This window comes from Bradyrhizobium sp. WYCCWR 12699 (genome assembly GCF_032144035.1).
Classification (GTDB): Bacteria; Pseudomonadota; Alphaproteobacteria; order Rhizobiales; family Xanthobacteraceae; genus Bradyrhizobium.
In genome coordinates this window covers 69,092-82,313 of the sequence record NZ_JAVTJN010000039.1, presented here as the reverse complement: position 1 = coordinate 82,313, position 13,222 = coordinate 69,092, and the positions used below count along the sequence as shown (strand labels likewise).

The window sequence follows — 13,222 nt, the reverse complement described above, 5'->3', positions numbered from 1 at the left end:
TCTAGCGCTCCCCGGAAGTCGCTAAATCAGGCGCCAGTGTAGGCGTTTCGCGCGTCCCGTCACGACGGAACAGCACGTAGAGCGCCGGCAGCACCAGCAATGTCAGCACCGTCGAGGAGATGATGCCGCCGATCACCACGGTCGCCAGCGGCCGCTGCACCTCGGCGCCGGCGCCGGTGGCAAGCGCCATCGGCACGAAGCCGAGCGAGGCGACCAGCGCCGTCATCAGCACGGGGCGCAGCCGGGTCAGCGCGCCCTCGCGCACGGCCTCCACGAGGGGGCGCCCCTCGCTGCGCAGCCGCTCGATGAAGGCGATGATGACGAGGCCGTTGAGCACGGCGACGCCCGACAGCGCGATGAAGCCGACGCCGGCGCTGATGGAGAGCGGAATGCCGCGCAGCAGCAGCGCCGCGACGCCGCCGGTCAATGCCAGCGGCACGCCGGAGAACACCAGCGCCGCATCCGCCGTCGATCCCATGCCCATGAACAGCAGCAGGAACACCAGCAGCAGCGCCACGGGCACCACGATGGTCAGCCGCTTGGTCGCCGAGACCAGCTGCTCGAACTGGCCGCCCCAACCGATCCAATAGCCCGGCGGCAGCTTGACCTTCTCGGCCACCGCCTCCTGGGTCTCGGCGACGAAGGAGCGCAGGTCGCGCCCGCGAACGTTGGCCATCACCACCACGCGGCGCTTGCCGTTCTCGCGGCTGATCTGGTTGGGGCCGGGTGCGAGCTCGATCGTGGCGACAGACGACAGCGGGACGTAGCGGAGCGTCGAGCCCGATGCGCCCGGCCATGCGGTTTTCGTGACGGCGGGGACATCCTCGCCTGGCGGCAGCGGGATCGGCAGCGACTTGATCGTGTCGGGGTTGGCGCGCAGGTTTTCCGGCAGCCGCACCACGATGTCGAAGCGGCGATCGCCCTCGAACAGTTTCCCGACTGGCTTGCCACCGATCGCGATCTCGACGAGGTTTTGTACCTCGCCGAGGCTGAGGCCGTAGCGCGACAGCGCCTGGCGGTCGAGCTTGACGGTGAGGATCGGCAGGCCCGCGATCTGCTCGGTCTTGACGTCGGCGGCGCCCTCGATGCCGCGAACCACGCCGTTGACCTGCTGGGCGATGCCCGCGAGTACGTCGAGATCGTCGCCAAAGATCTTGACGCCGACGTCGCTGCGGATGCCGGCGATCAGCTCGTTGAAACGCATTTGGATCGGCTGGGTCATGCCATAGGCCGTGCCGGGCAGGGTGTTGGCGGCGCGCTCAAGCTCGGCGACCACCTCGTCCTTCGGCTTGTCGGGATCGGGCCATTCGTTGCGCGGCTTCAGCGTGACGTAGGTGTCGGCGGCGTTCGGCGGCATCGGATCGTTGGCGATCTCGGCAGTGCCGACCTTGGAGAAGATGGTCGCGACCTCCGGAACCTGCTTGACCGCCTTCTCCAGCCGCAGCTGCATGTCGACGCTCTGCGTCAGGCTGGTGCCGGGAATCCGGATGGTTTCGATGGTGATGTCGCCTTCATCCAGGCTCGGGATGAATTCGCCGCCCATGCGCGTCGCGGCAAACAGGCTGCCGGCAACGATGAGGACAGCGGCGAACGCCACACTGCGGCGATATCGGATCGCACGGTCGAGCTGCGGCACGTAGAACCGCTTGGCGGCCCGCATGAAGATGTTCTCCTTCTCCGAAACCTTGCCGGTCACGAAGATTGCCACCGCAGCGGGAACGAAGGTCACCGACAGCAGCGCCGCGCCCGCGAGCGCCATCAGCACGGTCAGCGCCATCGGCGTGAACATCTTGCCCTCGGTCCCCGTCAGGGTCAGGACCGGCAGGTAGACCACGGCGATGATCAGCGTGCCGAACAGGCTCGGCTTGATGACCTCGCTGGCGCCCTCGCGAATGGTCTGCATCCGTTCTTCCAGCGAGAGCAGGCGGCCGCGCCGGTGCTGCTCGGCGGCGAGCAGCCGCAGGCAGTTCTCGACGATGATGACGGCGCCGTCGACGATGATGCCGAAGTCGATCGCGCCGAGACTCATCAGATTGGCGCTGACCTTGCTCTCGACCATGCCTGTGATCGTGAACAGCATCGACAGCGGGATGACGCAGGCCGTAATCAGCGCGGCGCGGATGTTGCCGAGGATCAGGAACAGCACCGCGATCACCAGCGCTGCACCTTCGATGAGGTTCTTCTCGACGGTCTGGATGGTGGCTTCCACCAGATGCGTGCGGTCGTAGACTGCGTGCGCGATCACGCCGTCGGGCAGTGATTTCGCAATCTCCTTGAGCTTCGCCTTCACGCGTTGCGCCACGCTGCGGCTGTTCTCGCCGATCAGCAGCATGGCGGTTCCGAGTACCGTCTCCGTACCATTGGTCGAGGCCGCGCCGCTGCGCAGGTCCTGGCCTTCCTGGACGTCGGCGACGTCGCGGATGCGCACCGGAACGCCGCCGCGCGAGCCGATCACGATATCTCTGATGTCCTCGATATTGGCGACCTGGCCGGGCGCGCGGACGAGATATTGCTCGCCGTTGCGCTCGATATAGCCGGCGCCGACATTGGAATTGTTGGCGGCCAGCGCCGTCATGATGTCGCGGAATCCGAGCTTGTAGGCCATCAGCCGGCCGGGGATCGGCAGTACGTGGAATTGCCGCTCATAGCCGCCGATCGAGTTGACCTCGACCACGCCGGGAATGGTGCGCAGCTGCGGCTTGATGATCCAGTCCTGGATGGTCCGTAGCTCGGTCGGCGTGAACTCGGCGCCGGTAGACGACTTTGCACCGGGCGTGGCCTCGACGGAGTAGACGTAGATCTCGCCGAGCCCGGTGGAGACCGGCCCCATCGCGACCTCGGTGCCGACAGGAAGCTGGTCCTTTGCCTGCTGGATACGCTCGTTGACGAGCTGGCGGGCGAAATAGATGTCGGTGCCGTCCTGGAATACGACGGTGACCTGGCTCAGGCCATAGCGTGAGATCGAGCGGGTGTAGTCGAGCTTGGGCAAGCCGCCCATCACGGTCTCGATCGGGAAGGTGATGCGCTGCTCGGCTTCGAGCGGCGACAGGCCCGGCGCGCGCGTGTTGATCTGGACCTGGACGTTGGTGACGTCAGGCACCGCGTCGATCGGCAGGCGCGTGAAATTCCAGGCGCCGAAGGCGCCGGCCGCGATGGCAAACAGGACGACGAGCCATCTTTGACGAATGGAGAAGGCGAGGAGCGCGTCAATCATGGTCAGCGTCTCCCTTGCCCATCTCCGCCTTCACGACAAAGCTGTTCTCGGCGACGTAGCGCTCGCCGGCGGAGAGACCGGCGCGGATCTCTACGAATTTCGGGTCGGAATCGCCAAGCTCCACGGGACGTGCCTCGATCTTGTCGCCGTCCTCGCGGACGAACACGATGGTCCTGTTCTCCAGCGTCTGGATCGCGCTCCGGCGCACGGCGACCGCGACGTTGCGGGCGGCGAGGATCAGCCGCGCCGTGACGAACAGGCCGGGCCGCAGCCGCCCGTCCGGATTTTGCAGCACCACGCGCGCCAGTGCGGTCTGGGTCTCGCTCGAGCCGATCGGCGCCATGTAAGAGATGGTGCCCTTGATCTCGCCGCGGCCGTCGTCGGGATCAATCAGCACCTCGTCGTTGAGGCGAACGCGCCGCAGATCCTGTCGATAGATCGACAGCTCGACCCAGATGGTGGAGAGGTCGGCGACAACGAAGGCCGGCTTCTGCTCGGAGGCGTATTCGCCGAGCGAGATCTGCCGCTCGATGACGGTGCCGGCGATCGGCGCCTTCAGCTCGTAGACCGTGAGGCTCTGGTTGCTCTCGATCGCGGCGAGCAGATCGTCCTTGGCGACCTTGTCGCCGATGCGCTTCTGGATCGATTTGGCAACGCCGGGAAAGCGCGGCGTCACCTGCACCACGGCCTCCTGGTTGGCGCGCAGAATGCCGTTGAAGGCGAGCGTGTCGGTCAGCGTGGCGCTCGCAGCCTCCGCCAGCACCACGCCCGCGGCCGCCAGCTTGACGTCGGAGATGCGGATGCGGTCGGCGCCGTGCTCGTCCTGCTCGACATGGTCGTTCGGCTTCTTCGGTTCGGAATGCTCGGAATGCTCGCTGTGCGCAGGCTTGTCCGGCGCGAGCAGGGAGGTGCCGTAAGCACCGAGCGCGGCGGCAATGATGGCCACGAGAATGGTGGAGGACGTCTTCATCGTGCGCTCTCCCGCGCCAGCGTGAAGGGATTGCCGACGAGGCCTTCGATGGTCGCAACGCCGGCATGGAAATTCTGCAGGGCCTCCTGCTCGCGCAGCCGCGCCTGGGTGACGCTGGCCTGGGCATCGAGCACCTCGAGCAGAGTGAAGCGGCCCTGGCCGTAGCCTTGCGAGATGGCCTCGGACGCCTCGACGGCCTTGGGGATCGCGGTCTCACGCAGCACCGCGAGCTCGCGCAGCGATCCCTGCAGCGAGTCATAGGCGCGGCCGGCAATCACAATCAGCGTGTTGCGGTTGGCATCGCGCTCGGCTTTGGTCTTGGCGAGGCTTTCCTGCGCCGAGAGGATATTGCCCTGGTTCTGGTCGAACACGGGGATCGGCACCGAGACGGTGAGGCGTGCCGCGTCGTCATTGGTCTCGTTGAAATGGCGCCAACCGGCCGCGATCCGCACGTCCGGATAGGGCTTGAGCCGCGCCAGCAGTAGCTCGGCATTGCGCTGGGCAAAGACCGCGGTCCAGCGCACCAGCTGCGGATTGGCGTCGATGGCGGCGACGACGGATTGGAACGTCGGCGGCTTGCCCATGGTGTCGAGCCGGCCGGAGACCTCGCCGAATTTCGCGGACGGATCGCCCATCAACACCGCAAGCTCGCGCCGGGCGCTCGCCAGGGTCGCCTTGAAGCGTTCGCGGTCGGCCTTCACCAGGGCGGAGGCGACCTCGGCGCGGCCGGTCTCGGCCGGGGAGGAGGCGCCGGCCTCGACGCGGCGGCGCAAGAGCGGCGTCAGGCGGTCGATGGCAGTGATCTGTTCGTCGAGGATCTGGATGCGGCGCTGCGCGCCGAGCACGCTGAGGAAGGCGATCGCGGTCTCCGACAGCACCTCCAGCCTGACGGCCTTGCGCTGGATCGCGGCGACTTCGACACCGGCCGCTCCGGCCGCGATCCGCGCGTCGCGCTTGCCGAACAGCTCGAAGGCCTGGCTGATCTGGAGGGTGGTCTCGGCCGATCGCGTCCCGCGATATTTGCCGGAGCCGAATGAATCGTCCTGCTCGTAGGTCAGTTCCGGATTGAGCAGCGCGCCGGCCTGGATGCGCTGGCCCGTGGCGATGCCGACGTCGCGCTCGGCCGCCGTCAGGCGCGGGCTCGCGGCCAACGCGCGCGACAGCGCGCTTCGCATCGTCAAAGTCTGGGCGTACGACGGTGCAAGCGCTGATCCTGCAATCAGACACGCCGCCGCGCACGCCAGGCGCGCGGCCATTCCCCTGCGAAACATGAAACCGACCTGTGAAGGATGAACCTAATGGGCGCGGAACGCCCGACCAATCCGTTCAGGCAATATGCTTGGGAGGGGGAGAGTCGGTATCGGTGATGATTCCGGCGAGCCGGGAGGCATGTTGCGGGTGCGTTGCCGGCACCGGCGCGACCGACACGGCCGATGGCGCCGGCTGCGTGACCGTCAGCGAGAAGCAGCCATGGCAATGATGCCCGCCGATGGCCTTGTGATCGCCATGGCCCGTGGTGCCGTCGAGGACGGCGGCGATCTCCGAGCCACCGCCGGGCGTGGTGACGTCGATATCGTGCGATCCGTGCAGCGCGCCCGCGAGCAGATAGATGACCGCGATCAGCACAGACAGCAGCCCGCGCCAATTGCGCGGACGGCATGTTCCGGAAAGCTGGCGGTTCGCAGGCACGACGTCACTCTGGTTGCGGTCGATGTTCGGCCTAGCATGGCGGCAGGAACAGTGTCGACCCGCAACATTGTTACGTCCGGGAACAATTGCCGCAGCAGCGCGGCCGGCGCGCTTCCTCGCTGGCGGGCGATAATGCGTCGGTGCGAGGCAGTGGTTTCAATGATGGCCGTGCGGATCGGTTCGGCAACGTGACTGCCATGGTCGGCCTTCACGGTCACGGCGGCGCGACGGCTCGCCTCCATCGCCCGCTCCAGCCATTTGATGGCTTCATAGGACGGGCGAGGGGAGAGATTGCCCCATCGCAAACGCGGAAAGGCCCCAGCCGGCAACTGCCCGGCTGAGGCCTTGTGCTCACAATCTCATCCTTCGGACTCGAACAATCAACGCGCATCCGGCCGGTTCGTTCCGTAACGGATGCCGAATTTAGGAACGTTCCTCCTGTCTTCTGATTAGCGAGCAGAAACGTGTTGAGGAGGAAGGGACTATGGACGGACTGATTTACCTGATCGGCTTGATCGTCGTGATCATGGCGGTGCTGTCGTTCTTCGGCCTGCGCTGAGAGGACGACAATGGAAACGCTCGTACGGGAAGACATGATGGAGGGCGGCGTGACGGCCGCCGATGGCCGCTGGGCCATCCAGTGGAGCTCGGTGTTCGCAGGCGCTCTCGCCGCTGGCGCAATGTCGTTCATCCTGATCGGCTTCGGCGTCGCGGTTGGCCTCGGTGTCAGCTCGGCCTCGCCGACTTGGCGCGATGCCTCGGCGGCGCTGGCGCTGCTGTCCGGGCTGTACCTGATCATCCAGGCGATCATCAGCTTCGGCTTCGGCGGCTACATCGCCGGACGGACGACGCGACCGGCGCCCGCGCTGGCGACGATCGAAGACGACGGCGAACGGCGGGACGGCCTGCACGGGCTGACCGCCTGGGCGCTGGCCGTGCTGGCCGGCGCGGCTCTGCTCGCGCTGCTGGGCGCTGCCGCGATCGACCGTTCGCCGATGCGCAGCTCAGCCAGCAATACGACCGCAGCCGAGCCTCTGCTAAGCTATGAGCTGGACAGGCTGTTCCGCGCACCACGCCGCGCGCCGAACATCGATCTGAGGGAAGCGCGTGCTGAGGCCGGACGCATTCTGATGACGTCGTCCAGCCACAGCGGCGTCAGCACCGATGACCGGGCCTATCTGGTGCAGCAGGTTGCCGGTCTGACGGGGCTGCAGGCGCCCGACGCCGAACGGCGCGTCGATGCGCTGATTGCGGATTCAAAGACCGCCATCAACCGTGCGCGGCGCAACTCGATCATCGTGGCGTTCTCGGTCGCAGCCGCGACCCTGATCGGCGCCGCGGTGGCGTGGGCTGCGGCGGTGGCCGGCGGACGACACCGCGACGGTGAGCCATTGCCGAACTGGATGGCGAGCTCGAACCGCTTCCATCGCAATCCGCGCGCGATGCCGGTGCCGTAAATTCTAAACAAATGGCCGGGCGCAAGCCCGGCCATAACGGCTGCCTGCAAGAAGGGTTAGGCCTTCTCTTCCCAGATCATGGCGAGGTGCACGATGGTCTGCACCGCCTTTTCCATGTCCTGCCGGCTGACCCATTCCAGCCGGGAGTGAAAGGCGTGCTCCCCGGCAAAGATGTTGGGGCAGGGCAGGCCCATGAATGACAGGCGCGAGCCGTCGGTGCCGCCGCGGATCGCGGTGCGCATCGGGCGCAGGCCGGCACGGCGGATCGCCTCGATGGCGTATTCGAGTACGTGCGGGTGACGGTCGATCACCTGCTTCATGTTGCGGTATTGCTCCCGGACCTCGAACTTGTAGGTCGAGCGCGGATAGTCCTTCATCACGTCCTTGACGATGGTCTCGAGCAGATCCTCTTTCTCCTTCAGCCCTTCCTCGGTGAAGTCGCGGACGATGAAGGACAGCGTCGCCTGCTCCAGCGCACCCTCGATGCCGATCGGATGCAGAAAGCCCTGCTTGCCGGAAGTGGTCTCCGGCGAGCAGCCTTCCTTGGGCAGCCGCTCGACGATGGCAGCCGCGATCTTGATCGCGTGCTCCATCTTGCCCTTGGCATAGCCGGGATGAGCGCTGACGCCTGATATGGTAATGGTGGCGCCGTCGGCCGAGAAAGTCTCGTCCTCGACGCAGCCGGCGCTTTCACCGTCCATGGTGTAGCCGAAATCGGCCCCCAGCTTCTTCAGGTCGACATTGTCGACGCCGCGGCCGATCTCCTCGTCCGGCGTGAACAGGATCTTGATGGTGCCGTGCTTGACGTCGGGATTGTTGATGAAGAACTGCGCGGCATCCATGATCTCGGCGACGCCGGCCTTGTTGTCGGCGCCCAAAAGCGTCGTGCCGTCGGTGGTGATGATATCGTTGCCGATCTGGTTCTTCAGCGCCGGATGTTCCGTGAAGCGGATCACCTGGCTGGTGTCGCCCGGTAGGGTGATGTCGCCGCCGCGATAGTTCTTCAGAACTTGCGGCTTCACGTCCTTGCCGGTCACGTCGGGCGAGGTGTCCATGTGCGAGCAGAAGCAGATCACCGGCACCTTCTTGTCGGTGTTCGCCGGGATCGTGCCGTAGACGTAGCCGTATTCGTCCAGATGCGCGTCGGCGACGCCCATGGCCTTGAGCTCGGCCGCGAGGACGCGGCCGAGATCCTTCTGCTTCTCGGTCGAGGGCGAGCGCGGGGAGGCCGGATCGGACTGGGTGTCGATGGTGACGTAGCGCAGGAAGCGCTCGGTCACGGTATGCGAAAAGGTGAGGGAGGACATTTCTGGTCAAACCGCCGGGTCAGGGGAAGAGAGGCGGTATACCAGAAAGCGGGCCGCGTTGCGGCCGGAACGAGATGAGATCAGGCCTAACGAAACGTTACTTCAGATCGCCTCTTTCAGTTCCTTCACGGGGCGGAAGGTGACCTTCTTGCTGGCCTTGATGTGGATCGGCTCGCCGGTGGCGGGATTGCGCCCGGTGCGGGCGGCGCGTTTGCGGACCTGGAGGATGCCGAGCCCGACGATGCGGACGCGGTCGCCCTTCTTCAAGTGCTTGGCGATCAAATCGACCATGTCGGTCAGGACCGCCTCGGCGTGCTTTTTCGACAGGTCCTGGCTCTCGGCGATATCGGCGGCGAGATGCTTGAGCGTGATGGTGGCGGGAGCGGCGGCCTTTTTCGCCGAATCCTTCTTAGCCAAATCCTTCTTAGCCATGACTGGCCTCCTCAATGACAGGGAAGCCCCGGAAAAACCGGAAAACGTATGGGGATCCCTCTAAGTCCTGGAAGGCGTAGACGATTCGGGCACGGGCTGACTATGGCCAGAGGTTCCCGGCCTTTGCGGGCAAAGCCGCGAAAGGGGGCGAAGGGTTTGAGGTAACACTATGAAGGGATTGCCAAAATGGCGCGAGAGACGGGGCTCGAACCCGCGACCTCCGGCGTGACAGGCCGGCGCTCTAACCAACTGAGCTACTCCCGCGTGGTTCGCTCGATGCGCGCGGAACGAGGGGGGAATTAAAGGCGGGGCTGGGTGAAGTCAAGGACGTTGCGCTTCGCCGGTGCATCTCCGCTTAAGCATTGCTCTGGAAAACGAAAAAGGCCGCCCGGAGGCGGCCATGCGTCAGCCCGGAAGGGGGCGTATCAGCGAATCTCCGAGGTGCCGGCGCTCGTCACCACCACCGGCTTGCCGGCCTTGATGACGTGGGTGGACTGGGCGGTCTGGCTGTAATCGGCATTGGTGCGGGCTGCGATCCCGAAGCCGGCCACCATGATGCCGGCCACCAGCGCCACCACCACGATCTTCAGGTGGGTCGCACGATCAGCAGAGTGAATTGAGTGGTTCATCTGAGCCTCCCGACGGGCTTTGCCGCCGTCTATGGCTCCTGTCTTAAGGACCGTCTGTTTCCGGATGGTTTCGCGGGTTCCGCAAAATGGTTTCATTAATACGCCCGTCGGGTTTCGCCAGGCTTGCGGCGGATAAGGTCTCAGGCCGCCGCCCTCTCGATATCGGCCCGGATCGACCGCGCCGCCCAGATGAAGAGCAGGGCGCCGAGCGTGGTCGTGACCGCCGCCGAGAGCAGGGAATAGCGCACGGCCTCGGCGCCATAGCTGCCCTTCAAGGCATCGTTGACCATGCCGACCGCGAGCGGGCCGACGCCCTGACCGAAGCAGGTGGCGGTGAGCGCGATCAGCGCGGAGGCGAGCGCCCGCATGCTGGGCTTGGCCACGGTCTGCGCGATCGCGAAGATCGGGCCGAGATGGAAGCCGACCAGGAACGAGGTCAGCGCCAGCATGGCCACCATCATCGCAAAGTCCTGCGTCAGCATGCACAGCGCGAACACCGGGCCGGCGAGGCCTGAGGTGACCGCGGGCGCCCACAGCTTCCAGCGGTCGTCGCGCCGGCTGATTTGGGCGACCACGAAGCCGCCGAGCAGGGTGCCGGCCATGCCGGCGAGCCCCTTGAAGGTGCCGGCATAGGTGCCGATCTCGGCGCTCGACAGATGGTGCACGCGTGCGAGGAATGGCGGGATCCAGGCCGCGGTCGCGTAATTTGTGTAGGTGGTCAGGCAGAAGCCGATCAACACGATGATGAAACTGCGCTGCGAGGCGAGGAAGCGTAGCGTCGGCCCCAGCGGCTCGGGCACGAAGCTTTCCTGCATCGCCCCGCGCTTCGGCTCGGAGATCGTCAGCCACAGGACCAATGCGAGCAGGATGCCGGGCAGGCCGGCGACATAGAACGCCATCCGCCAGCCATAGTGCTGGTTGACGTAGCCGCCGACGAAATAGCCGAGGAAGACGCCGAGATAGGTGCCGATGGCGTAGATGCCGAGCGCGCGCGGACGCTCGTTCTTGGCAAAGAGATCGGCGACGATCGACTGCGAGGAGGGGGAGCCGGCGGACTCGCCGATGCCGACGCCGATGCGCGCCAGCGCCAGCGACGTCAGGCTGGTGGCTGCGCCGCACAGCGCCGTCATCGCGCTCCAGAACGCAAAGGCGACAGCCACGATGTTGCGCCGGTTGAGCCGGTCGGCGACGCGCGCGATGGGAATGCCGAGCAGGGAATAGAACAGCGCGAAGCCGAAGCCGGCGAGCAGGCCCATCATGGTGTCGCTGAGCTGGAACTCCTTCTTGATCGGCTCGATCAGGACGTTGAAGATCGTGCGGTCGAGGAAGTTCAGCGCATAGATGATGGTGAGCAGGCCCAGCACGTAATAGCGCCGCGGCGAGGGCGTGGCCGCAGCAGCCGTTTGCACCGACATCTGTGACGTCACATCGACCATCGCGTCCCCCAATTTGTCTTTGTTATCGTTGTCGGTCCAGCTCTTGTCTTGAGCCGGTTGCTCAGCCTTCGCGGATGTAGTTCCCCGCTTCGAATACGACCGGCGGCGCGCTTTGATCGAACGAGACGCCGATCGGATCGCGGCCGGCTTCCATCGCTTCGAGCTGGTCGCTCAGCATGCGCCGGATCATGAGGATGCCGCGGTCGCTCTGGCCGAAATGCTCTTCCGAATGAACGGTGACCTCGCCCTGGCCGACCTGGGCCTCGTAGTCGCCCGGAAATTGCTGGTGCTCTTGCTCGGTCATGTCCCACCAGAACTTGCCGTTGAACTTCGAGCGCATGCGGCTGATGTCGCCGGAGTTCTTGACGCGGCCGGCGACATAGATGCGGAACGAGGTGTCGTCGATCGGAAGCACCCAGCCGATCGATTCGACGCGGGCGAACTGCGCGACGCGCGGGTTCGGCACCACGCGCAAGGTCGGCAGCGCGGCTTCGGTGACGCGATAGAACACCTTGCCGTCGTCCTGCTTGCGGATCGAGCGCACAGCGATGCCGCGCGGCGTCTTGTCGAACTTCACCTCCGGGATCGAGGCCATCATGTTGGTGAACTGCGGCCCCGAGAACGAGCCGTGCAGCACCGGCACGTGATAGGGATCGACCACGTTCTCGAAATGCTGCAGCCAGTTGCAGGGGATGATGGCGGGGCCGCCGCCGCCGATCGAGGAATCGTCGGCCTCGACGAACTCGCCATCGTCCATCTGCTCGAGACATTCGTAAGCCGGCAGCACCGGGCGTTTCTCGGCCGGGCCCATATAGGCGAAGATCAGGCCGTAGCGCTCCTCGACCGGATACCAGGGCTGGCGCACCTTGTCCTTGTACGGAGCGCCATCGGGCTCGCAGGGCTGCTCCAGGCAATGGCCTTCGGTGTCGAATTTCCAGCCGTGATAGCAGCAGCGGATGCCGTCCTCCTCGACCTTGCCGTAATAGAGCGTGGTGCCGCGGTGACAGCAGCGGGCGTGCAGGAGGCCGGGACGGCCGTGCCTGTCGCGAAACAGCACCAGATCCTCGCCCAGCGCGCGCACCTTTTTCGGCGTGTCGGTGGCATCGCCGATCAGTGCGACCGGGTGCCAGTAGCGGCGCAGCAGCTCGCCCATCGGGGTGCCACGCACGACCGAGGTCAGCTCGGTGCGGCTGTGCGCCGGCTTCATCGCATAGGCCGTGCCGAGATCGCGATCCCGCTGGGTGATGGTCATGCTGGTCCTCCCGCTCCGGCCCATGGGGCCGTGCGCAATTTTGCGCCTTTCCCGCAGTGAAAAATAATTCGATGACAATGTCAACGATCTTCTAAATGCCTCTTAGAGGCATTTGATGAGCCGGCCGGCGCTTGGCAGGTCCCGGCTTTCTTGGCAGAGGTGGATCATGACTCAGACCGAAAGCAGGGGCGGGGCGACGTCGCCCGCATTGGACGACAGCGAACCGTCGGCCCCGATCACCGTGATGCTGTCGTCGCGACTGATGGTGCTTGCCAATCTGCTCAAGCGCGGCGCGATCCTGCGCTACAAGCGCCTCACTGGATTGTCCTCGGTCGAGTTCGGTCTCGTCGCCTCGCTCGGCCGCCGGCCGCCGATGAGCGTGGCGCGGCTCGCCGAGGCCGTCGGCCAGGACAAGGGACAGATCAGCCGTGCGCTTGCCAATCTGCTCTCGCGCAAGCTGATCGCGAGGACCGCAAATCCGAAAGACAGCCGCGAGGTGCTGATCTCGCTGACCCCTGCGGGTCTCGCCGCGCATGATGCGATCGTTGAAGGCGCGCAGGAGCGTAACCGCCGCTTGCTGGAGCAATTGAGCGAAGCCGAGTTCCACACGCTGCTGGCGCAAGTCGACCAGCTCACGGCGATCGCCGCAGAGATGCTCGAGAGCGAGAAGAGCGCGCGCTGATCTCGCGGCCATCTCAGAACATCTTGGATCGCTTCTAAGAGTCCTTCTAAGACCTTTTCAATTAGGGGATTTTCACGCGCTCCCATAAGCGTCGCGTCGAAGCGCATGCCGTCCGGGGACAGGCGGCATCACGCATCGAACATGCAGTTTGGGG

12 protein-coding genes and 1 tRNA gene are annotated in these 13,222 nt (G+C 65.5%); 2 read left to right on the top strand and 11 right to left on the bottom strand.

From position 1 onward, the window contains the following. Position 1 precedes the first annotated feature (1 nt). Genes RPS27_RS31180 through RPS27_RS31160 form a run of 5 tightly spaced genes read right to left on the bottom strand, consistent with a single transcriptional unit; the run spans position 2 to position 6,115 of the window. Positions 2-3,214, bottom strand: coding sequence for a CusA/CzcA family heavy metal efflux RND transporter (locus RPS27_RS31180; RefSeq protein ID WP_313754921.1), 3,213 nt, complete (start codon positions 3,212-3,214; stop codon positions 2-4). Continuing rightward, entirely contained in the window at positions 3,207-4,184 is a 978-nt protein-coding gene (gene ihpB, locus RPS27_RS31175) for a divalent metal ion exporter adaptor subunit IhpB (protein ID WP_212069028.1), read from the bottom strand. Before ihpB ends, RPS27_RS31180 begins: the two co-directional genes overlap by 8 nt. After that, the gene (gene ihpA, locus RPS27_RS31170; protein WP_212069027.1) at positions 4,181-5,455 is read right to left on the bottom strand and encodes a divalent metal ion exporter subunit IhpA; all 1,275 of its coding nucleotides are present in this window, start codon (positions 5,453-5,455) and stop codon (positions 4,181-4,183) included. Before ihpA ends, ihpB begins: the two co-directional genes overlap by 4 nt. Positions 5,456-5,510: 55 nt before the next feature. Further along, positions 5,511-5,873, bottom strand: a complete 363-nt coding sequence (locus RPS27_RS31165; RefSeq protein ID WP_212069026.1) for a hypothetical protein — start codon at positions 5,871-5,873, stop codon at positions 5,511-5,513. Next, complete coding sequence (locus RPS27_RS31160; RefSeq protein ID WP_212069043.1) at positions 5,804-6,115, bottom strand: hypothetical protein; 312 nt, start codon at positions 6,113-6,115, stop codon at positions 5,804-5,806. Before RPS27_RS31160 ends, RPS27_RS31165 begins: the two co-directional genes overlap by 70 nt. Before the next feature lie 354 nt (positions 6,116-6,469). Here RPS27_RS31160 and RPS27_RS31155 point away from each other — a divergent pair, with 354 nt between their 5' ends. Next, positions 6,470-7,330, top strand: a complete 861-nt coding sequence (locus RPS27_RS31155; RefSeq protein WP_313754920.1) for a hypothetical protein — start codon at positions 6,470-6,472, stop codon at positions 7,328-7,330. 56 nt (positions 7,331-7,386) lie between these two features. Here RPS27_RS31155 and pepT read toward each other — a convergent pair whose 3' ends face one another. The 6 genes from pepT to RPS27_RS31125 form a co-directional block, all read right to left on the bottom strand. After that, positions 7,387-8,637: a peptidase T gene (gene pepT / locus RPS27_RS31150; RefSeq protein WP_212069024.1), complete on the bottom strand. Its 1,251-nt coding sequence runs from the start codon at positions 8,635-8,637 to the stop codon at positions 7,387-7,389. A 102-nt stretch (positions 8,638-8,739) separates the two neighbouring features. Then, positions 8,740-9,069 carry an HU family DNA-binding protein gene (locus RPS27_RS31145; protein WP_211416795.1) on the bottom strand — a complete coding sequence of 110 codons (330 nt, stop codon included), beginning with the start codon at positions 9,067-9,069 and terminating at the stop codon, positions 8,740-8,742. A gap of 187 nt (positions 9,070-9,256) precedes the next feature. Further along, a tRNA-Asp gene (locus tag RPS27_RS31140) sits at positions 9,257-9,333 on the bottom strand. Between the two features lie 161 nt (positions 9,334-9,494). Beyond that, positions 9,495-9,698, bottom strand: coding sequence for a hypothetical protein (locus tag RPS27_RS31135; protein WP_063194782.1), 204 nt, complete (start codon positions 9,696-9,698; stop codon positions 9,495-9,497). Positions 9,699-9,838: 140 nt separating this feature from the next. Then, on the bottom strand, positions 9,839-11,134 hold the full coding sequence (locus RPS27_RS31130; protein ID WP_212069023.1) for a spinster family MFS transporter: 1,296 nt from the start codon (positions 11,132-11,134) through the stop codon (positions 9,839-9,841). A 61-nt stretch (positions 11,135-11,195) separates the two neighbouring features. Continuing rightward, a complete protein-coding gene (locus tag RPS27_RS31125; protein ID WP_212069022.1) occupies positions 11,196-12,386 on the bottom strand; it encodes an aromatic ring-hydroxylating dioxygenase subunit alpha in 1,191 nt (396 codons plus the stop codon). Between the two features lie 166 nt (positions 12,387-12,552). Here RPS27_RS31125 and RPS27_RS31120 point away from each other — a divergent pair, with 166 nt between their 5' ends. Next, positions 12,553-13,068, top strand: coding sequence for a MarR family winged helix-turn-helix transcriptional regulator (locus tag RPS27_RS31120; protein WP_212069021.1), 516 nt, complete (start codon positions 12,553-12,555; stop codon positions 13,066-13,068). Positions 13,069-13,222 lie beyond the last annotated feature (154 nt).

Coding starts and splice junctions, on each gene's coding strand:
- RPS27_RS31180 (WP_313754921.1), bottom strand. CDS start 3,214: ATGATTGACGCGCTCCTCGCCTTCTCCATTCGTCAAAGATGGCTCGTC.
- ihpB (WP_212069028.1), bottom strand. CDS start 4,184: ATGAAGACGTCCTCCACCATTCTCGTGGCCATCATTGCCGCCGCGCTC.
- ihpA (WP_212069027.1), bottom strand. CDS start 5,455: ATGTTTCGCAGGGGAATGGCCGCGCGCCTGGCGTGCGCGGCGGCGTGT.
- RPS27_RS31160 (WP_212069043.1), bottom strand. CDS start 6,115: ATGGAGGCGAGCCGTCGCGCCGCCGTGACCGTGAAGGCCGACCATGGC.
- RPS27_RS31155 (WP_313754920.1), top strand. CDS start 6,470: ATGGAGGGCGGCGTGACGGCCGCCGATGGCCGCTGGGCCATCCAGTGG.
- pepT (WP_212069024.1), bottom strand. CDS start 8,637: ATGTCCTCCCTCACCTTTTCGCATACCGTGACCGAGCGCTTCCTGCGC.
- RPS27_RS31145 (WP_211416795.1), bottom strand. CDS start 9,069: ATGGCTAAGAAGGATTTGGCTAAGAAGGATTCGGCGAAAAAGGCCGCC.
- RPS27_RS31135 (WP_063194782.1), bottom strand. CDS start 9,698: ATGAACCACTCAATTCACTCTGCTGATCGTGCGACCCACCTGAAGATC.
- RPS27_RS31130 (WP_212069023.1), bottom strand. CDS start 11,134: ATGGTCGATGTGACGTCACAGATGTCGGTGCAAACGGCTGCTGCGGCC.
- RPS27_RS31125 (WP_212069022.1), bottom strand. CDS start 12,386: ATGACCATCACCCAGCGGGATCGCGATCTCGGCACGGCCTATGCGATG.
- RPS27_RS31120 (WP_212069021.1), top strand. CDS start 12,553: ATGACTCAGACCGAAAGCAGGGGCGGGGCGACGTCGCCCGCATTGGAC.